Below are 20,417 nucleotides of genomic sequence, written 5' to 3' on the forward strand. Positions count from 1 at the left end.
AATTTACTCGATTTCTTACAACAGCGTTACGAGAAAGAATACTTGGGATACGAGCCCTGATGGGCTTGTTATCGTTACACTTAACGTTGCATCTGTAGCCGGATCACCTGCAACCAAACTGTTAGTTAATCGGAAGCTAGCGCTTCTGCTACCTGCTTGGTTTGTTTGCGGCATAGTAAAGCTTGTTTGGCCGGATAAAGTACCAGCATTGGTATTCACCGATATTGTTGAGCCGCTAGGAATGGGTTGATTTGCCGTATCGGAAAACGTAAATGTAAATCCTAAGCTCTCTTCTCTGACAATCGATGCAACTGGTGTGTCCGAGCTTGGCGTAGAGTTGTTAGCAACTTCAACACCGCCAGTGCTTACAGAAATCAGTGCTGCGCTTCGTGACATCACTAATACCTGTGCACTTCTCACGTGCAAGCTAGCTTCGCCACAGGCACTACCTGTGCATTGAGGACCATCAAATAGACCATTTTGCCCTTCAAACACGCCTGAATTGTCGAAGTCCAAAAACACTTCATTGCTATCCTTTACACGGTTTTCATTGTCATCTCGCCACGCTTCGCTTAAATCGACAAAACCTGATCTTGAAGGAAAAACGAAATCCAAGCCACTACCGTTGTTACTAGTAATAGCTGCACCATCGGCATCGTCATATACATTGTTACCATTACTATCAACTAGTGTTTCATGACCAATCGCGGTGGCTAGAATAGTCACTCGACCGTCGCTCGGTCTTGGATTTGAGCTAGTCCAAACGACACTGCAGACGCCACTTGTTGTTAAGCAACTTGGTTCAATAGAACCGCCTTCAGTAGTGAATGAAACTGCCGTTCCATCAGGTACAGGGTTGTTAAATGTATCAGCTAAACTTGCCGTAACCGTTACCTGCTCGCCATTCTGGCTGAACGCCTCTGGATTCAAATTGCTGAAAGATAGAGAAAAACTATTTTGATCAGGTAAGCCAGTATTCACTGTGAGCAGGTCAGACTGAGTCTGCAATGTTTCGGTATCACTGATATCAACTTCTGCAGTGACACGAACAGAGGTAGGAACGTTACCCGCGGTGACTTTCACACTTACTTGCCCTTCAGAATTAGTTAGGCCTGTCGCTGGCGATAAACTCAAGTCACCGGTACTAGTGTTTAGACTGAAGCGTACTGTTTGTTGCGCCAATGGATTGCCCTCAGCACCATTTACTTGAAAGGTCAGTGTGGAAACGGATTCACTACCTTGACCACCCGTGCCTTGTAAAACAATGCTCTCTGGTGACGCGGAAAGAAAGGCAATAGAGCCCACGGATTCGGCTGATAAACTCAAATCCCGTGCTACGGTTAATGTTGTGGAATTAATGGTGACACTGGCTGCAATGGTGTCATCGTTTCCAGCACCACCGGCACAACTGATATCTTTATAGGTAGCATTTGCTGTACCGTTGATTGTATTGACTGTATCATCTAACGTTGCTTTGTCCGCCTGAACACATACCGAAGTGAAGGTCACCGGCGTACTTAAGTTGATTGCTTGATCGTTCTCATCGACAACGTCAACTCTCACTCCAAGCGTTGCCCCTGCGCTAATAGTGACGTCGTCCGAACTAGTAGTACCTGCGAAACCTAATACATTTTCAATGAAGACGCCATTTTCAAAATGACCAATACGCACAATAGAATCGTTCACTGTGCCAGCGGCTTGAACTTCATAGTTTACTGAATCAGTTATCACTGTGTCATTGTCGTTGAAAGTAACGCTTAAGCTTGCCGCTCCGAGGTCAGACTCGCTTGGCGTTAAAGAAGCTTGGGCAAGACCATTCGCATTTGTAAGTGCTTGGTCAACAGATAGCTCTCCAGATGAGGCCTGAAAACTAACAATTTGATTTTCAATTGGATCAGCATTGCTGTCTAGCAATACAGCTCGAACCTGAACGACGTCGTTAGCTTGAAAACGGGTAATTGGGTTCCCTTCACTGTCGAGAAGATTAACACTGATACTTGATAGAGTGGCGTCAGTTTCTTGAGCAGATAAAAACTCGTAGTTAACAGAGCCAACAGCGCCGTCGAAAGTCGCTGATAATGCACCAGCACCTACGTTAGCGTTGCTAGAGTCGAGTGTAACTTGCGCGATGCCATTCGCATCGGTTAATTTAGTCGCCGCAGATAGCTCACCGATATCGGCGCTAAAAGCGATTATTTCACCACTAGTTAAGACATCATCTTGCGTCAGTGTTGCTTGTACACAAACAGTATCTCCGACCACGAAGGCGTTCCCATCAACAGCTTCACAATTGCCATCAAGGACCTCAACTATGATGGATGTAACAGGTGCTAAATCTTCTAGCGGATCGGTTTCTTCATTGTCGCCTGAAGCGCCGTTACAAGCGGCTAAGGTACTAGCAAGAAAGGCTATACCAAAAAGTTTGGATAATCGTTTTGTCATGAAAACTACTCTTCAATGTTCTGCTTTAAATACTGAAAAATTTCGCGTGCAGCTTTAGGTGGCTTTTCAGTTTCTCTCTGTTTAACGGCCTGACGCTGCATTTGCCTTAATTTTTGTCGGTCTAGTTGTGGATGTTCATTCAATAACTCTTGAATTGCGCTGTCACCCTTATCCACAATTTTATCTCTTAACTCTTCCAATAGGTGAAAGTGCGTATTTGACTTTAGGTGGTGGGCGCGTAATTTATTAATGGCTGATTCAATCTCGGCCATATCGCGGCTTCGCAGTAGTTTGCCAATCAACTGTAATTGACGACGAAAGCCGTCTTTTTTCTTGTTTATGCGCTGAGCAAGTGCGATGGCATCAATTAGCTCATCGTCCAAAGGGATCTCATTTAACTGCCCAGGAGTCAGATCTACTAGAATGCCGCCTATTTTTTTTAAGTCTTCGGCTTCTTGTTTTAACTGCGTTTTGCTTTTGATTGGATCGCCATTCTCATCTAGCAAAGGCTCATGACTCGGTTCGGTATTCATATAAAGTTTTTTCATTTCTTTAGTGGTAGAATTAGCGCAGATTGTAACCGTCACACTATTGTTTGGACAGTAAAAATAAATTATGGAATCTGAAAAGCAGTTAGCAGAAATTCAAAATGTCGTTGATGACGCGTTGCGCTTGGCACTAAAAAAGGGCGCGACGGCTGCAGAAGCAAGCATGTCGAAAGTTCAGGGGATTGCAGTATCATCTCGCATGAAAGAAGTTGAAACCGTTGAGTTTACAAATGACGGCGGCCTAGGTATAGCAGTGTTTGTAGGCCAAAAAAAGGGCAGTGCATCAACCGCTGATTTGAGTCCAGAAGCGCTAAAATTGACAGTTGAAAAAGCGGTAGAAATCGCAAAATATACCAACGAAGATGAGTGTGCAGGCATCGCTGATAAGGAATTTATAGCGACAGAAATTCCCGAATTAGACCTATACCATCCTATAGAATTAGATACCCAAGCAGGAATAAAACTCGCGATTGAATCAGAAACGGCTGGTTTGGACTATGACTCAAAGATAGTTAACTCTGACGGCGCTTCATACAACGCTAATTTAGGGGTAAGAGTTTATGGAAATACGCATGGAATAAACGCAGGCTATGCGAGCAGTCGTTATAACTTAAGTTGTGTGTTGATCGCTCAAGACGGCGACGATATGCAGCGTAACTACGCCTACACAATCGGTCGTGAAGCGCACAAATTAGATGTCCCTACTATTGTGGGTAAAGAAGCAGCAAAAGAAACCTTGAGTCGATTAGGTGCCCAAAAGATTAACACTGCCAAGGTACCAGTATTATTCCATCGCGATATTGCGAGCGGTTTGTTTGGTCATTTTGTTAGCGCGATCAGCGGTGGTAGCTTGTTTAGGCAATCGTCATTTTTACTCGATAGTATCGGTACTAAGGTATTCCCTAACTGGCTTACGATCGAAGAAAAACCTCACTTGCTAAAAGGCTTAGCGAGCTCGCCGTTTGATAATGAAGGTGTTCGTACTGAAGACATGACAATCGTAGATTCAGGTGTGCTTCAACATTACCTATTAACGAGTTATTCGGCCCGCAAAATGAAGCTCAAAACAAATGGGCACGCAGGTGGAATTCACAATTGGTTAGTAAACTCGACAGGTGAAACAGACCAAGAGCTGCTTCAAAAAATGGGTACAGGCCTAATTGTTACTGAACTCATGGGGCAAGGTGTGAATATTGTTAATGGCGACTATTCTCGTGGCGCGGCTGGTTTCTGGGTCGAAAATGGTATCATTCAGTACCCAGTGCATGAGATTACCATAGCGGGTAACTTGCAAGATATGTTTAATAATATTGTCGCGATTGGCGCCGAGACCGAGGTCCGTGGAAGTATACAAACAGGCTCTGTTTTGATTGAATCTATGCAAGTCGCTGGGGCTTAATTTTTACTTAATTTTAGTAAGAGAAGTGCACCTACTGATAGTATGAAACACGCTTTCCGTCATCCATGACCGCTCCCAAACGGCGTCCTGCCGTTTGAAGGTTGCACAGTTTACAGGGACTCCCTTCACTTCTTGTATAGTCAAACGCGCAATAAAAAACCCAATCAAATGATTGGGTTTTTAATGAATTAAAATATAAGTTGGTGATTAATCAACTTCACCGCAGAAGCGGTAGCCTTCACCGTGAATGGTGACAATCAACTCTTCATCGTTCGGCTCTGACTCGAAGTGCTTACGAATACGACGAATCGTTACATCGACTGTTCTATCGTTTTGACGCAATTCTCTGCCCGTCATTTCCATGATGAGTTGTTCGCGAGTTAGTATTTTACCTGGGTTGCTTAAAAACAAATGCAGGGCTCTAAATTCACTTCGTGGCAATCTAAACTCTTTACCTGCTGGTGAGATTAGGCTGCGGCTGTCGCCGTCTAAGGTCCAACCGTTGAAGCTAACCTTGCTTGGTAAATCATCATCTTCAGATGCACTGCTAGTGCGAGACAATAAGTTACGGGCACGAATAGTTAATTCGCGAGGGTTAAATGGCTTGGTTAGGTAATCGTCGGCACCGATTTCAAGACCTAGAATACGGTCTACGTCATTGTCGCGACCAGTTAGGAAAATAAGGCCAACGTTTTTTCTGTCGCGCACTTCGCGCGCTAAGATAAGGCCATTCTTGCCAGGCAGGTTAATGTCCATAATAACCAAGTTAATCTGGTTGTTTTGGAAAAAATCATGCATTTCTTCGCCGTTTTCAGCTTCAAAAACATTGTAACCTTCAGCTTCGAATAAGCTCTTAAGGGTAGTCCGTGTAACTACTTCATCTTCTACGATAAGGATATTTGGCGTTTGCATTGTTTACACTCTGTTAACATTTCAAATTTGAGTTTATCAGAATATTGATAAATTTCAGTCGTTTTCTTTGAAAATTTTTCGATTATTTAGCTTGTTGCGACGACTTCATTCTATTTTTGTACGCGAGTTAAAAATGCAACAAGTTTTAAAAAATTACAGAATATGTAATTAAATTACATATTTCATAGAAGAGTATATTAAAAATGTAAGCAAATTGAAAATAGGAAATTAGTACTAGACCACAATTTTTACTTCCAATTTAATGTTTTTAATGACTTTTTAGGCCAGAATAAACTTCAGAATACTTTTCAGCGGCTTCTTCCCAAGTGAATTTTTGTTTCATTCCGCGTGAAATCAGCGCTGAAAATTCTTTCTTTGCTTCCAACCTTACCAGTAGAGCCTTCCTGATCACCGATAATAAGGCTTCTGAGCTAGGCTCTTGGAACACAAACCCGGTGCTATTCTCCTCGCCATAATTGATGATCGTATCTTTTAAACCACCAATACCTCGCACAATGGGAACGGTACCATAAGCCAAACTATACATTTGATTCAAACCACAAGGCTCGAACTCTGATGGCATTAGAAAAAAGTCTGCTCCAGCTTCTACTTTATGTGCGTAATCAGGTTTGAAGTCTTCAATGAACACGAACTGCTTGGGATGTTTGGCTGCTATTCTATGAAGCTCATCAGTAATATCTTTCTGCCCAGTGCCAACCAACGCCAGTTGAACATCATGATCTAATAAGCTTTCGAGGATCGGCATCAAGTAACCGAAACCTTTTTGCAATGTGGTCCTACAAACCATACCCAACAATGGTGTTTTGGCGTTTTGACGAAGTCCAAAAGTACGTTGCAGATCTTTTTTACAAGCCACTTTTCCTTGCATGTCTTCGCTGCTGAAATGCGCAGCTATAAACTCATCAGTGCTCGGATCCCATTGCTCGTAGTCACAGCCATTTAAAATACCTTCCACACTATTAATACGTTGTCGAATGACATCATCGATTCCGTGACTGCCTAATGCTGTAGATATTTCTTGAGCATAAGTCTGACTAACGGGACAAATTTTATCAGCGTATAAAAGGCCAGTTTTCAGCATATTAATATGATCATTTTCAATATACATACCCGGTGCTTTCGAGTCTAAGCTTGGCACTTTCAAAGTCTGTTCAACGCCTTGAAAAGCCGCGTTATGAACAGTTAGCACCGATTTTGTATTAGCGAAGTGTTCATACGAGAGAGGTGAATGCTTAGCAAAGTAGCAAGCCATCGAGGTATGCCAATCGTTTGCGTGTAAAACATCTGGTTTGAATCCAATAGCTTCGGCTGTTCTCAACGCTGCAAGAGAAAAGAAAGTAAACTTTTCGGCGTTACTTATGCCGCTCTCATCGTACAGTGCGCCGCTATTAAAATATTCAGGGTAATCCACAAAGTAGACATCAATGCCGTTGAAATTTAGATTTTTCACATCAAAAGCATAGGGCTTATCGTTTACATAAAGAATTTGTTGGGCAATACAATTTGACAGGTTTAAAGTGTCAGATGCGGCCTTATAGTAGGGCAGTATAATTTTAACATCATGGTCTAATTCAGATAACGCTAAAGGCAGCGCTTTACCCACATCTGCCAGCCCACCTGTTTTTACGATGTCTTCTACTTCCGAAATTAAAAACAACACTTTCATCTGTTTTTTACTTCCTTAAAGGCGGCACAGCAAGCAACTCAGGTTGTTTTACCGTGTTATTTTGCAGCCTCATAAATATTAAATTTGTTGGTGCTAACCAAAGTCTTCGCACGAAAATACACCGCATTCATCGCCTCACTGTAGGGCAAAAACTTGTTTGCAACAATATCCAAAGTTCCTCTGGGGCGCGTTTGTTTGTGTGCTTGAGCGATAAATTGTTGAGTGATTGTGTAATTGGTATGCACACCCGTGTGGAACGGCGGGTTACTCACTACGTGATCAAACGTACCGTCAACTTGCTTCATGCCATCGCTAGCAATAACTTTACCTTCAACTGAGTTTAAGGACAGAGTTTGCTCTGCACAATACACCGCAAGTGCCGAAACGTCGCTCATTGTTACTTTCACTTTTTGATTCATAAGGGCGAGATAAGTACCAATAATTCCGGTACCGCACGCAAAGTCGAGCACTTGTCCTTTCAGGTTTAAAAGTTTATCGGAACGGGGCTCAAATTGCTGAAGCAAGAGCTGCGTACCTGGATCAAATTGCTTGTGTCCAAAGACACCCGGAAGTGAAAATACTTTTAACTCTTTACCGTTAACCGAATAGGTGCGCACAACACCATATTTCTTAATATCAAAAGGCTTAGCTGCTTTCTCGGGGCGTTTAACTTCGACACAGACTAATCCACAGTGTTTAGCACCATCGATTTTATTGACATTTTCGCCCACTTTCTCAAGTAGTTTCCCAACGCTTTTGATGCCGGCCTTATTTTCACCCACAATAAGCAACTGCCCGCCATCAACAATCATCTCGGCAATGTTTGCAATAAGCATTTCTAATTGCTGCTTGGCTTTTGGCAAATAGATGATTGCCCCATTTAAAGGCGTGTTGCTTTTGAGTTGTTCTAAATTAAAGCTTGGCGCAAACACCTGTTGAAATTTACTGGTATTTTCACTCTGCGAGTACACATCGTGAAATTGGTGTAAGCCAGTGACAGTAAACTCTCGCAATTCAGCAAAGATTTCGCAATCTGTCGGATTCACTAGTGCCCAATGACCGGCACTAAAGAGGTCGGTGTTACGCAAAATCAGTTGACTCGGCAATGACAGCATCTTAGCTCACTCGCTTAAATATAATGTCCCAAACGCCATGTCCAAGCTTCTGACCACGTACTTCAAACTTGGTTATTGGTCGGTATTCAGGTCGTTCAACATAGCCTAGATCGCCTTGGTCCGACGTGTTTTCAAAACCATCGGCTTGTGTCATCACGGCCATCATGTGTTCAGCATACGGCTCCCAATCAGTTGCCATATGAAAGGTACCACCAATCGCTAGCTTGTTTCGTAAATTTTGTACGAAGTCGGGTTGCACTATACGACGTTTATGGTGGCGTTTTTTATGCCAAGGATCAGGGAAATAAAGTTGCAGGCGAGAAAGAGACTCGTCAGCGATACACTGCGCTAAAACTTCAACAGCGTCATGTTCAAATACACGAAGGTTACTTACGCCAGCTTCTTCAGCGTCAGCGAGGCAGGCGCCAACACCAGGGCGATGTACTTCAATACCAATAAAATTATTTTCGGGTGCGGCCGCTGCCATTTCAACCAGTGACTTACCCATACCGAATCCGATTTCGAGTACGGTTGGGGCTTTACGTCCGAAAACCTCATCGAGGTTTAGTAAACCTTGTTCGATACTTAGACCCATGCTTGGCCAATTGTTTTCGATGGCGCGAGCCTGCGCATTGGTGAGTCTGCCCTCACGTTTTACAAAGCTCTTAACTTTGCTGATATATACGCCCGCAGCGCGTGCTTCTTCTTCACTGTTGAATGACTTCATTTACCCTAGGATCTTTTATTTATGGATGATTCATGAATAGACGCGCCGAAGAAAGTATTCGATAGATTGGTCTATTGCTACAAAAGTTCGGTATTATAATCCATTCTTTGACTGATGTGCGGATAATGTGACTTCCAATAGCTTTTCTTTTTCCGATGCCTTGCTGCAATGGTTTGATAAACACGGGCGCAAAAATTTACCCTGGCAACAAAATAAAACGCCATATTCTGTTTGGATCTCAGAAATTATGTTGCAACAGACTCAAGTTGCAACCGTAATCCCTTACTACACCACCTTCATGCAGCGCTTTCCGACAGTAAACGATTTAGCCAATGCACCAGTAGATGAAGTACTGCATTTGTGGACAGGCCTTGGTTATTACGCACGCGCTCGCAACATGCACAGAGCGGCGCAAAAGGTCCGTGATGAACACCATGGTCAGTTTCCCCAAACCTATGACGAGGTCATCGCGCTGTCAGGTATTGGGCGTTCAACCGCAGCCGCTATCTTGTCCTTATCACTCAATCAAGCGTTTGCCATCATGGATGGGAACGTTAAGCGAGTACTTACGCGGTTTATGGCTATTGAAGGGTGGCCCGGAAATAAGAAAATTGAAGATCTCCTGTGGCAGGAGGCAGAGGCGCTCAAACCTCAGGCGAAAAATGGAAGATACGGTGACTATACACAAGCCATAATGGATTTAGGGGCGACAGTTTGCACCCGCTCAAAACCGAAATGTGATGAATGCCCAATGCAAAGTCATTGCTTGGCTTATGCCCAAGGAAAACAAACAGAATTTCCCTTTAAAAAGCCCAAGAAACAAATTCCAACGAAATACACCACAATGTTACTTCCGTCATACCAAGGCCAACTATTGATGCAGCAGAGACCCACGAGCGGCATATGGGGCGGTTTATGGGGCTTCTTAGAAACTGGATTTAATGAAAGTGAACAAGTTACCTTGGATGAGGCAAAGATACTATTGCGAGACAAGTTAAAGTCTGTTGAGTTGGCGAACAGCAATGTGATTGAATTAGAAACTTTTAAACATACCTTCAGTCACTTCCATCTGGTTATAACACCGATACTCTTAGAGCTAGAACAGCCTCCATTATCGAGCGTAGCTGAAACACTACCACTAGATAATAATCAAGTACCTGCTCAGCTTTGGTACGATATGCATCAACCAAGTAAAATTGGCCTTTCAGCACCAACAATCAAAATATTAAATCACTTGAAAACAAATTTTTAAACGCCACTACTCAACTAATGGCGAATGAGCTTAGACAATCAGCTATACTATGAAAAATTATTTAGAAGGAACATGTAATGGGTAGAACGGTTAACTGCGAGTATTTGAAAAAAGAAGCCGACGGACTCGATTTTCAGTTATATCCTGGTGAAGTGGGTAAGCGCATTTTTGATAATATTTCGAAAGAAGCCTTTAGTATTTGGCAAAAGAAACAAACCATGTTGATCAACGAAAATAAGCTCAACATGATGGAAGCAAACGACCGCGCTTTTTTAGAAGAAAAAATGGTCGATTTTTTGTTTAAGGGTATCGAACCTACAATTGAAGGTTATGTTCCGCCTACAAAATAACCGTTTGAACGTGTTTTGCTAATTAAAGTCATAAAAAGCGCAAAAAATATTTGACTTGAGAGGGCAAAATCCGTTTAATACGCACCCACAGCGAAATACAGCGTGTAAACGCAGTCGCGATTGCCTCGATAGCTCAGTTGGTAGAGCAGCGGATTGAAAATCCGCGTGTCCCTGGTTCGATCCCGGGTCGAGGCACCATTATTCCAAGAACCCTGAACAGAAATGTTCGGGGTTTTTTCTTTTCGGCCTTAACAACCATCAAGCTCAGATTCAATAAGTGGCAGCTCGCCATTTGCTAAAGGTTGTGAATAACGGATTTCACATTCATTCGCAGCATAGTTTGCGTTAGGACGAATTCTAATACCCGGTCTGCCTGCAGATGTGAATGAAGTGATTTCAAACTGACCACCGTCATCGACATCCGAGATATTAATCATTCTCGCGATACCTGCAGTGGTATGTCTTGGATAACCAAAGGCTAAGGTTATAGACTCGCCTTGAACTGTAATGCTGTTTCCCAAGCCATTTCCCGTAGCTGGTGGAGCGCTAGCATCGCATGTAGGTTCCGTGATGCATTTTGAAAAGGCCAATTGCTTACCGTCGTTAATAGCACCTTGAACGGCCCGCATAGTGCTAGCGTATGCATCACCACTTAAGTTCAGTAAACGAGGTGCAGCGGTGACAGCTAAAATCCCGAGAATTACGATTACAATGATCAATTCTACTAAAGTGAATCCACGGAAACTTGCATGTGGCATTCGAATACCTCTTTATGACTACAATTCGCGAATAATAGCGTTTTTTAATCAAACTTAATACACATCAAAAGTATACAAAACTTGCCCACAGTTCAGTTTTCACCGCCCGTTTCAAGAGACATAATCTATACCAATTGATAACAATCAAAGCCAGAAGTAGAAGCTGTTTTATCTGGCGGATAACGAAGCATACAAGGTAGGAAAAATGACTAACTATATTCTCTCTTCATTGATTGCAGTATCACTTCTAGTGATCACTGCGAAAGCAGAATTTACGCCATCAGACCGGACTTGTACTGGCTTGGATAAAAAGATAAAAGCCGTTGTGAGTAAGATGCGGGCGGGTTATAAAATCAAGCAAGGCGAGAGGTATCGAGCTAAGTTAAAACAGTTTAAAAATCACCGTTATCAGTGTAAGCAAAAACGATTTGATGTTAATTAGTTGTTTAACAGACGGCGCCAACTAAGGAGAACTGGCGCCACCGAGAGTAACTTTAGCCTTATTGCGACACAACCACAGGTAAAAGAGAGATCTCAACTCGACGATTTAATGCTTTACCTTCCTCTGTGTTATTCGGAGCTATAGCTTGAGTTTCGCCAAAACCAATGACTTCTAACCTATCACGCAAAATCCCTTTGTTAGATAGATAGTCGGCAACTGACTGAGCTCGACGCTCTGATAGTGTTTGGTTCATTGTTGCAGCACCCGTGCTGTCTGTATGACCGCCGACGACAACTAAGGTTTTGTCATATTCTACCAAGACTAAGTTTACCGAATCTAAAACTGCTAAAAAATCAGTATTGATGTCAGCACTGCCTGATTGGAAAGTAATGTTCCCTGGCATGATAAGGTTAATATTGTCACCTTCACGTTGTACGCTGACACCTGTACCACGCAATTGTTTTCTTAGCTTGGCTTCTTGTGCATCCATGTAGTAGCCAATGCCGCCACCGATAGCTGCGCCGCCAGCTGCAGCCTTTAGGATCCTTTCGTTTCGCTTGCCCGCATCCTCGTCTTTGTTGGCTAGAAAAGCAATCACTGCTGCGACACCAGCGCCGATCCCTGCGCCTTTACCGGCGTTACTGACTTCTTTCTCACCCGTATATGGGTCATATGTGGCGCATGACGCAACTAGAGCGCATGCCAAAATAGAACTGGTTATTTTCAAAGACTTCATTTGTATAGATTCCTTAAGCGAAAAATGAGGCGATATGGTAAAGCATAGACCATGTAAGCGATAGCCTGTTCCGTAAATATTCAAAGAAAAGGCCAAAGTCATTAAGTTATCGAAACATAGGTATTCTTTCTTGTTTTAAATCACAGCAATAGCGATATTGTCGGTCTCCCACCAGGTAACAAGTACTAAAAAGGATTAACGGTGTAACCATCTTGTTGAAGTAAAGCATGGGCCGTCATTGCTGATAGTTCAACTTCGCTTCCTTTGACAAGTTGTGATAACTCGATATCGTATGCTACACCGGTTTGTCCGCATAAAATAACTCTGACTCCGTTTTCCATCAGCGCTTGAAGAAGTGGTTTGTTTGGATTGTCTTGCTCATGTAATTTTTGATAGGACGGGTTGTTTAGCAGGTCGAAGCTTGCTTTCCCATGCACTACTAACGCAAGTTGGATGTTCTCTTTTGGCACACCGGCCGCGACTTGCATATTGATGAAGCGCGCTAAGCTGTCAAATTTACGGTTGACCTTTCCGGCATCTGCTTGTGCGGCAACATCAAAAGCTACTTTCATTTTAGTCTTTTTATCGACGGTTGCAGTGGCGACAGGGGCGTATTTACCAAAGCCTTTTATAACAGTACCATCCTTGAAATCATCAAGCTTTGCAAGTGTGTTGGTACTAACTAATAGAAGGGTGCCAGCAAGAGCGAAAGAAGTGCGAATGGATATCATGATAAACCTCAAATGATTACGTTTTAATGTGAAGGGCTAAGAACTAATGACTAACTTTATCGCGATAAGGAGCAAAAGCAAGGCTCCTATGCTGTTCATATATTTACTACTGCCTTTACCGACACTGATATTAACCAGTTTTCCTAGGTAGACACCGCTTGCGCTTAGTAAGCCAGCGCTCAACCCAATGACTAAACACGCTATGTAGGGTTGCAAGGTTAAGTGAGGTAAAGAAAAGCCGATCGCTATTGCATCCACACTGGTAGCAAATGACAGTACAAGCATTGTGGTATGCGATATAGTTTTGGGTATATTAGAAGCAGTATCTGAAAGAGCTTCGTACAGCATTTTGACTGCCACTAATACCAGTAGCACGAAGGCAATATACTTCGCAGTTTGCTCTAGCCAACCGAACAAATGAAGGCCACCCCAATTGCCAATGTATGGCATGGCGGCGTGAAATACTCCGAAATATCCCGCAGCGATTAGTGCTAACTGAGCGGTTTTCCTATTACTCTTGCTGGCACTCAAAGATAGGGACACCAGAAAAGCGTCTATACTCATAATGAGCGCGATAAGTATTATTTCAATCAGCGAAAACTCCCCATGTCTTATTTTTAAGACTGTTCATGGTTGGCGCTAAGTAGCATTAGCAATCTATTCAAAAATGTTGCATATTACACGGTGACTTACTCAAAAAGTACAAATTTATTGGTATTTTTATATCATAAACAAAGGAATGTTTTGAGATGAAACTAATTATTATCTGTGCGCTATTGTTTGCTAGTTCGTTTTCTTTTGCTGATGTCGAAGTAGGGGATGTGCCACCCTCTTACTTAGGAAAAAACAGGAACGGTGACAAAGTGCATCTGCGAGAGATGACGGGCAAAGTCGTAGTTGCGACATTTTGGGCTTCTTGGTGTCCGCCATGCCTTAAAGAGTTACCTATTCTTGAAAGTATTCAAAGACAAATAGGCAAAGACAAGCTGGAAGTTGTTGCCATCAACTACCAAGAAGACAAAAAGGTATTTCGCAAATTAAAAAGCCAAATGAAAAAGATGGAAATTACTATCACTCATGACGCAAGAGGGACTATCAGCAAGCGCTTTGGTGTAGACTCTCTACCGCATATGTTTATTATTGATCCTAGAGGCAAGGTTGCCAAAGTTCATATTGGATATGGTGAGTCCTCACAACAAAAAATTGTTGATGAACTGAATGAACTTCTTACCACTGATTGGGCAGTTAAAGAAGAAGCGACGAGTGAGTAAATTAACTCTGCCCCCTTTTTGGGTTGCTTAGCAAAGCTGAGTAACAAGTACTACTACAAACCAAACTAATTCGCTATTTCAGTTGCTGTTTGAATTTGTCCTTATAGCGACGTGAAAGTGGTAGGCTTGTGCTTTCGTCAATGTACACTTTCCCATCGCCAGAACTCATGCTTTCAATGCTCTGCACTTTGTTTATATTTACAGCAAATGAGCGGTGTATTTGCATAAAGCCTCTTTCGGCCATACGAGGAATTAAGCCCGAAAGCGTTGAACGTAATGGGTAAATTCGCCCGGCAGCGTGCAAATTAACGTAGTTTCCAGCTGATTCTAGGTAATCAATATCAACGACCTTGACTAAAAATTCCTTATCTAGTTTTCTGACTAGGAAGTGTTCAGGCGAATCAGGTTTGCTTTGCTCTTGGTCATTAATAAAGCTAGCTTCGCCCTTGAGTCTCGAATATATAAACCGGTATGCATAATAAAGGCCCATAAAGAAAAAATAGCCCCATGCATCTTTTCTGTATTCGTAGAAGAACTCAGAAGCGATATCACCAAAATCGTAGTTTCCACCCATTCCCATATAGATGATTTCACGAAACAATACCATTAAGCCGACATGCAGAGCTGAGTAGATGACTGTTGCCCCCAAATGTAGGACCAGAAAGCGTTTAAAATGGGTCAGACTTAAAGGGACGAGTTTGAACCACCAGACTAAAATAGGAATGAGCAAAAGAGTACTCAATGCGCTGGTAATTTCCCAAGCAAAGGGTTCCCAGAGGCTGAACTCTGGCACTGCATCGTCCCGACTCGCTTCCATCCAAACAGAGGTCGCATTTATCGTATTATTAATTAAAAAATAGAGCGCAAGTAAGCATAAAAGATAAACGCGAGGACGTTTATCAAACTGGGTGAATAAGCTTACTTTCGTGTCTCGTGAGATCTCGTTCAAAAATTCGTCCCTGTCATCCACCGTTCGTCACAGAAGCCTGTAAATCCGTCATTCTTGACTAGGTTTGTTACTCAATAAAGTTAGGCTACCACTGAGCCAATAAAATGCAAGAACAGTGGAGAGAGTATATGCAAAGTCATAATAACGGAGCTATTAAAAGGTCAGATACAACACCCAGCAAAGACAGCAATCATATCACTCAAGATGTGCGTCGCTATGATGTGGATTGGTTAAGAAACCTCGCACTAATGTTGCTGATTTTGTATCACCTTGGTATGTACTATGTCGCTGATTGGGACTGGCATATTAAAAGTGAGCAACAAAGCGTGCTTCTGCAAAACGTAATGGTGATGAGTAATCTTTGGCGTATGTGTTTATTATTCTTTATATCGGGCATGACACTCGCTCTTATCGACATGAAGTATTCGGTGGCTGCCTTGTTACGGACGCGCAGCCAGAGACTGATGATCCCTTTGTTATTTGGTATGGCAGTGATTGTGCCGCCGCAGCTTTATTATGAGTTAATTGAACAGCAACAATTTTCTGGGACCTATTGGTACTTTTGGACAGAGTATTTGATTTCAGATCCGAATACAGATGTCGCCCCCGATCGGTATTCAACTATTGGCCTGTGGACGTGGAATCACTTGTGGTATCTCATCTACCTCTTTGTATATACCTGTGTGTTTCTGTTGCTTCGCCCTCTGTGTCGAAAACTGGTTGTAAGTACTTTTTTTAAAAGAGTGGGAAACGTGAAGCTGATTGTCCTTTTCGCAAGTATCTTACTCATTGCATGGGTTCACGTGCGTCCGGAGTTTCCTACAAGCCATGGCCTAACAGATGATTGGTGGAGTCATACAAAGTATTTTCTAATCTTGTTGATGGGCTACCTCTTTGCCTCTAAACCAGCCCTATGGCGAGCAGTGATTAATAAGCGCAGATTGTTACTCACCCTCGGTTTGTGTACCTATGGACTCGTTGCCATGGATAGAAATGGTGCTTTCCCATTTATGGGCGAGGCCTTTCGGAATTACTTAGTTGTGCAATATCTGTATGGCGCAGTGATCATTGCTAACTTATGGTTCTGGATGTTGGGCTTAGTTGGTTATGCAGGTCGCTACTTGAACAAGCCATCTCGTTTGCTGGACTATGCAAATGAAGCTGTTTTACCTTGGTATATTTTTCATCAGACTTTGATCATCGTTTTAGCGTTTAATCTGCGTCGCCTAGAACTCCCCGCTGGATTGGAAGCCTTAACCATATTTATACTGACCATTCTAGCCTGTTATTTGCTATTTGCAGGCATTAGACAGGTGAACATATTGCGCTTTTTGTTTGGGGTAAAATTAAGACAGTTTACTGCTAACCGCAAAACTCATAATTGAAATTGCCCAATCAATATTGATAAATGCGCACTCAGTACTACCATAGGTAACACTGTTTTCTGTGTCGGTTTTTTATTTCACTCGTGCTATGTTAAGGCTTATACAAAAATAAGAATAAATACAATTTTAGAATGGCAGAGAAAATGCACTCAGTAGTAATCATTGGTACCGGTTTTGGCGCAATTTCGGCCGCAATCGCCCTGCAGAAACGAAATATTATTGACTTTGTCATGTTAGAAAGGCGTTCGTTTGCGGGCGGTACTTGGCTGCAAAATGCTTATCCCGGCGCAGCAGTAGACGTGCAATCTCCCCTGTACAGCGTCTCTGGCGAGCCCTACCCATGGTCGCATTTATTCGCTAAGCAAAATGAGCTAGCTGATTATACTGAAGCCCTTATTGCTAAGTTCCTACTTTCAAAACATATTCGATTAAATTCAGAAGTGATAGAAAGCCGTTGGCAAAATGATCATTGGCAGATAACAACGGCAGATAAAAATGTTGTTCACGCCAAAATAGTGATTAATGCAACCGGCCCCTTGAGTACTCCCGTTGTCCCCGATTTTAAAGGTTTAGATAAATTTGAAGGCCAACACTTTCATACCAATGATTGGCAACACGATGTAGATATAGCGGGTAAAACGGTCGCTGTTATTGGCAGCGGTGCCAGCGCAGTCCAAGTTATTCCGGCGATTGTTGAGAAAGTGAAAAAATTGCATGTTGTACAAAGAACACCGCATTGGTTGCTTTCCCGTTTGGATTGGGCCTTTCCTTCCTGGCTAGCTAAGATCCTTGCTTTTAAGCCTCTCTATACTTTGATTCGCTGGTGTATCTATTGGTCACTTGAGTTACGAGTTATCGCATTTAAATACAGTCCATTCCTATTGAAAATGCTCGGCTACTACCCTGCAATGCGGCACCTGAAAAAGCAGGTAGGTGATCCTGAATTGCGACAAAAACTAACACCTGACTTCACTATTGGTTGTAAACGGATCATTGTTTCAAATACTTATTATCCCGCACTACAACATAGAAATACGGTGCTGCACGATGCGAGTGACTCATTGCAGCACTTCACTAAAACCGGCATTGTTTTTGAACATTCAGGAGAGCAAGCAATCGATGTTGTGGTTTTCGCAACAGGTTATGACGCTGCTGACTCTATGATTTCATATTCGGTTATTGGGAAAGGCGGGGTATCGCTGCAAGAACAATGGCAAGATTTTCCAAGGGCCTATCTGGGCACCACCATGCCGAACTTTCCAAATTACTTTGTGGTAACAGGGCCAAACACCGGTATCGGACATACGAGTGCTATTTTTGTCATTGAATCGCAAATGAAATACATCATGCAATGTATTGAAAAAATACAAGACGAAAAATTACAGAGCATTGAACCCACAATTCAAGCTGAGCAAGATTATACCCAGATGGTTCATCAAGAAATGGAAAAAACAGTTTGGAAAACGGGGGGCTGTTCGAGTTGGTATCAAAATAAACAGGGTAAAGTGATCGCCATGTTCCCTGGTTTTAGTTTTGTTTATAGACAGATGTGTAAAAAGTTCAAAGACAAGCATCACGTTTTTGTTCTGCAAAACAGCACACCAGAACAACCCACCAGTAAGAAAACAGCAGGTTAAGCATGAAAGAACATAATTCAACGCCTCTTAATGATTACGTAGAATACCCGCCAGAGGAAATGTTGCAGCGCTCTGAAAGTTTCTACTTGGATATTAAACGGCGACATAGCATTCGGCAGTTTAGTGATAGAGCGGTGCCTAAAGCGATTATTGAAAATTGTATTAAGGCGGCAGGAACTGCGCCCAATGGCGCTAACCATCAGCCTTGGCACTTCGTTGCAATTCATTCATCAGAAGTTAAAAAACAAGTAAGAGAACAAGCTGAATTACACGAGCAGGGCTTTTATTCTGGCCGCGCCGGAGAAGAGTGGCTGGAGGCTTTACAACCCTTAGGTACAGATGCTCAAAAACCTTATTTGGAACATGCTCCCTGGTTGATTGCCATTTTTAGCCAAAAGAAAGGTGGCGTAAACCCGGGTGAAAAGCATCAGAACTATTACGTTCATGAGTCTGTGGGGATTGCTACTGGGTTTCTTATCAACGCGCTGCATAATGCCGGTCTCGTAACTTTAACGCACACGCCAAAACCTATGTCGTTTTTATCAAAAATCTGCAAACGACCTGATGACGAGCGCCCTTATATGTTATTAATTGCCGGCTACCCAGATGACAATGCGACAGTACCTGACCATGCTAGAAATAAAAAAAGCTTAGATGAGATTTGCACCTTTTTATAATACTGAAATCATGTACTATGCGCGCCAGTCGATACAGTCGACAGAACATCTTTATTAACCTTAGATAGCAGCAGAGAGCATCAATCTTGGAACAGCAAGAATTTCGACAAATACGCCGTTTTATTGTGAAGCTAGGAAAAATGCTGCACAAATATGGAACCCCTGCGTTTCGATTGGAAGCCTATTTACAGGAAGTCTCTACTTATCTTGGGGTGCACGCCTCTTTCATCGCAACACCCACATCGATCACTTTTGTCATTTGGAGTGATAAACACGAAGACGAATACACACATGCCGCTCGCCTGCAGCCCGGCGATCTTGATATGAATGCCTTATCCCTGACCGATGAGCTTGCTAATCAATTATTGTCTGGAGAGATAGGAATAAGCGATGCTGATACACGCTTAGATGAAATTGATTTAATGCCAAGCCCTTACGGCAAAATTATCACGGGTTGCGCATTCGCGTTAGCAACGGGCTCATTTTCCATGCTAATGGGAGCAAGTTGGGCCGAAATATTTTGGACTGGCTTATTAGGGCTAGTGGCATATGTTTGGGTGTTGTGGGCGCAAAAGTCGAAACGTGTTAATTTGATGTTGGAACCGGTCACTTCATTTGTGGCAGGCATACTAGCCTGTGCAATCAGTCGATACTTTGACCCTGGCATTAATATTCCACTCATGGTGCTATCGTCTGTCATTGTTTTGGTGCCAGGCTTAGCCCTGACCATGGGCTTAGCAGAATTATCTTCGCGGAATTTGGTTTCTGGAACAGCAAGAGTTATGGATGCGATAATGCAGCTATTTAAGTTGTACTTTGGTGCATTCTTAGGCGTTGCTGTCGGTTTTAGTTTATTTGGCCAAAACGAATTTCAGCCCGCCTCGTCCTTACCTTACTGGGCAACATGGTTAGCTGTCGTATTACTGTGTTTTGCGCTTGTTCCAATATTTCGAACAAGACTAAAGCATATTCCATGGGCCTTAGTGTCTGCGCTAATTGCGTATAGCACCACTGTCTTTAGTTCGATATACATGGACCAATCTTTCGGTACTTTCCTAGGAGCGTTTGCTCTCGGTGTTTTTGCCAACGTATTTACGCGTATTGCTAATCAACCCTCTACTATTGTTGCTATGCATGGTTTGATTGTTTTGGTTCCAGGCTCAAAAACGTATATTGGCTTAAACTCTTTTATTTCGGGCCAAGACTTCGTTCAAGCGGACCACGTTGGACAAGAAGTATTTTTGATTTTTATGTCTCTTGTCGCAGGTTTGATCTTCGCGAATGTTGTTATGCCCACTAAAAAAGCCTTGTAGCTTTTTCTGAAGCTGAAATTTGTCTTTTGACTGCTGTAGCTTTGCTGCAAGCAAACCTTCAACCGCCCGAGCTTTACTATTCACCA

20 protein-coding genes and 1 tRNA gene are annotated in these 20,417 nt (G+C 42.7%); 10 read left to right on the forward strand and 11 right to left on the reverse strand.

Annotated features, from left to right (window positions below; all coding sequences use genetic code 11):
• Positions 1 to 15: 15 nt before the first annotated feature.
• Together RM544_RS12895 and yjgA are read right to left on the reverse strand one after the other, a co-directional pair.
• Positions 16 to 2,442 carry an Ig-like domain-containing protein gene (locus RM544_RS12895; RefSeq protein ID WP_311362210.1) on the reverse strand — a complete coding sequence of 809 codons (2,427 nt, stop codon included), beginning with the start codon at positions 2,440 to 2,442 and terminating at the stop codon, positions 16 to 18.
• 5 nt (positions 2,443 to 2,447) lie between these two features.
• Positions 2,448 to 2,975, reverse strand: coding sequence for a ribosome biogenesis factor YjgA (gene yjgA, locus RM544_RS12900; protein WP_311362363.1), 528 nt, complete (start codon positions 2,973 to 2,975; stop codon positions 2,448 to 2,450).
• An 82-nt stretch (positions 2,976 to 3,057) separates the two neighbouring features.
• Between yjgA and pmbA the strand changes: the two genes are divergently transcribed.
• Complete coding sequence (gene pmbA / locus RM544_RS12905) at positions 3,058 to 4,389, forward strand: metalloprotease PmbA (RefSeq protein ID WP_311362211.1); 1,332 nt, start codon at positions 3,058 to 3,060, stop codon at positions 4,387 to 4,389.
• A gap of 207 nt (positions 4,390 to 4,596) precedes the next feature.
• Here pmbA and arcA read toward each other — a convergent pair whose 3' ends face one another.
• From arcA to trmB, 4 genes are all read right to left on the reverse strand, one after another.
• A complete protein-coding gene (arcA, locus tag RM544_RS12910) occupies positions 4,597 to 5,301 on the reverse strand; it encodes a two-component system response regulator ArcA (RefSeq protein WP_311362212.1) in 705 nt (234 codons plus the stop codon).
• 268 nt (positions 5,302 to 5,569) lie between these two features.
• Positions 5,570 to 6,988: a glycogen synthase gene (locus RM544_RS12915; RefSeq protein WP_311362213.1), complete on the reverse strand. Its 1,419-nt coding sequence runs from the start codon at positions 6,986 to 6,988 to the stop codon at positions 5,570 to 5,572.
• A 56-nt stretch (positions 6,989 to 7,044) separates the two neighbouring features.
• On the reverse strand, positions 7,045 to 8,103 hold the full coding sequence (locus RM544_RS12920; RefSeq protein WP_311362214.1) for a methyltransferase: 1,059 nt from the start codon (positions 8,101 to 8,103) through the stop codon (positions 7,045 to 7,047).
• Position 8,104: 1 nt separating this feature from the next.
• On the reverse strand, positions 8,105 to 8,830 hold the full coding sequence (gene trmB, locus RM544_RS12925; RefSeq protein ID WP_311362215.1) for a tRNA (guanosine(46)-N7)-methyltransferase TrmB: 726 nt from the start codon (positions 8,828 to 8,830) through the stop codon (positions 8,105 to 8,107).
• A gap of 127 nt (positions 8,831 to 8,957) precedes the next feature.
• Between trmB and mutY the strand changes: the two genes are divergently transcribed.
• From mutY to RM544_RS12940, 3 genes are all read left to right on the forward strand, one after another.
• Entirely contained in the window at positions 8,958 to 10,082 is a 1,125-nt protein-coding gene (gene mutY / locus RM544_RS12930) for an A/G-specific adenine glycosylase (protein ID WP_311362216.1), read from the forward strand.
• Between the two features lie 77 nt (positions 10,083 to 10,159).
• Entirely contained in the window at positions 10,160 to 10,432 is a 273-nt protein-coding gene (locus tag RM544_RS12935) for an oxidative damage protection protein (RefSeq protein ID WP_311362217.1), read from the forward strand.
• 122 nt (positions 10,433 to 10,554) lie between these two features.
• Positions 10,555 to 10,630, forward strand: a tRNA-Phe gene (locus RM544_RS12940).
• Between the two features lie 50 nt (positions 10,631 to 10,680).
• On the opposite strand, the gene RM544_RS12945 is transcribed toward RM544_RS12940, so the two are convergent.
• Entirely contained in the window at positions 10,681 to 11,190 is a 510-nt protein-coding gene (locus RM544_RS12945; RefSeq protein WP_311362218.1) for a prepilin-type N-terminal cleavage/methylation domain-containing protein, read from the reverse strand.
• Between the two features lie 205 nt (positions 11,191 to 11,395).
• Here RM544_RS12945 and RM544_RS12950 point away from each other — a divergent pair, with 205 nt between their 5' ends.
• Positions 11,396 to 11,632 (forward strand): hypothetical protein, encoded by a 237-nt coding sequence (locus RM544_RS12950; protein WP_311362219.1) that lies wholly within the window; start codon positions 11,396 to 11,398, stop codon positions 11,630 to 11,632.
• 58 nt (positions 11,633 to 11,690) lie between these two features.
• On the opposite strand, the gene RM544_RS12955 is transcribed toward RM544_RS12950, so the two are convergent.
• From RM544_RS12955 to RM544_RS12965, 3 genes are all read right to left on the reverse strand, one after another.
• A complete protein-coding gene (locus RM544_RS12955) occupies positions 11,691 to 12,368 on the reverse strand; it encodes a YiaD family glycine zipper/OmpA-like lipoprotein (protein ID WP_311362220.1) in 678 nt (225 codons plus the stop codon).
• Positions 12,369 to 12,553: 185 nt separating this feature from the next.
• Positions 12,554 to 13,099: a DsrE family protein gene (locus RM544_RS12960; protein WP_311362221.1), complete on the reverse strand. Its 546-nt coding sequence runs from the start codon at positions 13,097 to 13,099 to the stop codon at positions 12,554 to 12,556.
• A gap of 36 nt (positions 13,100 to 13,135) precedes the next feature.
• Complete coding sequence (locus tag RM544_RS12965) at positions 13,136 to 13,663, reverse strand: manganese efflux pump MntP (RefSeq protein WP_311362222.1); 528 nt, start codon at positions 13,661 to 13,663, stop codon at positions 13,136 to 13,138.
• Positions 13,664 to 13,848: 185 nt separating this feature from the next.
• Between RM544_RS12965 and RM544_RS12970 the strand changes: the two genes are divergently transcribed.
• Complete coding sequence (locus RM544_RS12970) at positions 13,849 to 14,370, forward strand: TlpA disulfide reductase family protein (protein ID WP_311362223.1); 522 nt, start codon at positions 13,849 to 13,851, stop codon at positions 14,368 to 14,370.
• 73 nt (positions 14,371 to 14,443) lie between these two features.
• On the opposite strand, the gene RM544_RS12975 is transcribed toward RM544_RS12970, so the two are convergent.
• Positions 14,444 to 15,319, reverse strand: a complete 876-nt coding sequence (locus RM544_RS12975) for a LytR/AlgR family response regulator transcription factor (RefSeq protein ID WP_311362224.1) — start codon at positions 15,317 to 15,319, stop codon at positions 14,444 to 14,446.
• 128 nt (positions 15,320 to 15,447) lie between these two features.
• Between RM544_RS12975 and RM544_RS12980 the strand changes: the two genes are divergently transcribed.
• From RM544_RS12980 to RM544_RS12995, 4 genes are all read left to right on the forward strand, one after another.
• Complete coding sequence (locus RM544_RS12980) at positions 15,448 to 16,704, forward strand: acyltransferase family protein (RefSeq protein WP_311362225.1); 1,257 nt, start codon at positions 15,448 to 15,450, stop codon at positions 16,702 to 16,704.
• Between the two features lie 143 nt (positions 16,705 to 16,847).
• Positions 16,848 to 18,341, forward strand: a complete 1,494-nt coding sequence (locus RM544_RS12985) for a flavin-containing monooxygenase (protein WP_311362226.1) — start codon at positions 16,848 to 16,850, stop codon at positions 18,339 to 18,341.
• 2 nt (positions 18,342 to 18,343) lie between these two features.
• Positions 18,344 to 19,018 (forward strand): nitroreductase family protein, encoded by a 675-nt coding sequence (locus RM544_RS12990; RefSeq protein ID WP_311362227.1) that lies wholly within the window; start codon positions 18,344 to 18,346, stop codon positions 19,016 to 19,018.
• Positions 19,019 to 19,104: 86 nt separating this feature from the next.
• Complete coding sequence (locus RM544_RS12995; RefSeq protein WP_311362228.1) at positions 19,105 to 20,331, forward strand: threonine/serine exporter family protein; 1,227 nt, start codon at positions 19,105 to 19,107, stop codon at positions 20,329 to 20,331.
• Positions 20,332 to 20,417 lie beyond the last annotated feature (86 nt).

The sequence above is a fragment of the Brumicola blandensis genome (assembly GCF_031846165.1).
In the GTDB taxonomy this organism is placed as follows: domain Bacteria; phylum Pseudomonadota; class Gammaproteobacteria; order Enterobacterales; family Alteromonadaceae; genus Glaciecola; species Glaciecola blandensis.

Coding starts and splice junctions, on each gene's coding strand:
- RM544_RS12895 (WP_311362210.1), bottom strand. CDS start 2,442: ATGACAAAACGATTATCCAAACTTTTTGGTATAGCCTTTCTTGCTAGT.
- yjgA (WP_311362363.1), bottom strand. CDS start 2,975: ATGAATACCGAACCGAGTCATGAGCCTTTGCTAGATGAGAATGGCGAT.
- pmbA (WP_311362211.1), top strand. CDS start 3,058: ATGGAATCTGAAAAGCAGTTAGCAGAAATTCAAAATGTCGTTGATGAC.
- arcA (WP_311362212.1), bottom strand. CDS start 5,301: ATGCAAACGCCAAATATCCTTATCGTAGAAGATGAAGTAGTTACACGG.
- RM544_RS12915 (WP_311362213.1), bottom strand. CDS start 6,988: ATGAAAGTGTTGTTTTTAATTTCGGAAGTAGAAGACATCGTAAAAACA.
- RM544_RS12920 (WP_311362214.1), bottom strand. CDS start 8,103: ATGCTGTCATTGCCGAGTCAACTGATTTTGCGTAACACCGACCTCTTT.
- trmB (WP_311362215.1), bottom strand. CDS start 8,830: ATGAAGTCATTCAACAGTGAAGAAGAAGCACGCGCTGCGGGCGTATAT.
- RM544_RS12935 (WP_311362217.1), top strand. CDS start 10,160: ATGGGTAGAACGGTTAACTGCGAGTATTTGAAAAAAGAAGCCGACGGA.
- RM544_RS12945 (WP_311362218.1), bottom strand. CDS start 11,190: ATGCCACATGCAAGTTTCCGTGGATTCACTTTAGTAGAATTGATCATT.
- RM544_RS12950 (WP_311362219.1), top strand. CDS start 11,396: ATGACTAACTATATTCTCTCTTCATTGATTGCAGTATCACTTCTAGTG.
- RM544_RS12955 (WP_311362220.1), bottom strand. CDS start 12,368: ATGAAGTCTTTGAAAATAACCAGTTCTATTTTGGCATGCGCTCTAGTT.
- RM544_RS12960 (WP_311362221.1), bottom strand. CDS start 13,099: ATGATATCCATTCGCACTTCTTTCGCTCTTGCTGGCACCCTTCTATTA.
- RM544_RS12965 (WP_311362222.1), bottom strand. CDS start 13,663: ATGAGTATAGACGCTTTTCTGGTGTCCCTATCTTTGAGTGCCAGCAAG.
- RM544_RS12970 (WP_311362223.1), top strand. CDS start 13,849: ATGAAACTAATTATTATCTGTGCGCTATTGTTTGCTAGTTCGTTTTCT.
- RM544_RS12980 (WP_311362225.1), top strand. CDS start 15,448: ATGCAAAGTCATAATAACGGAGCTATTAAAAGGTCAGATACAACACCC.
- RM544_RS12985 (WP_311362226.1), top strand. CDS start 16,848: ATGCACTCAGTAGTAATCATTGGTACCGGTTTTGGCGCAATTTCGGCC.
- RM544_RS12990 (WP_311362227.1), top strand. CDS start 18,344: ATGAAAGAACATAATTCAACGCCTCTTAATGATTACGTAGAATACCCG.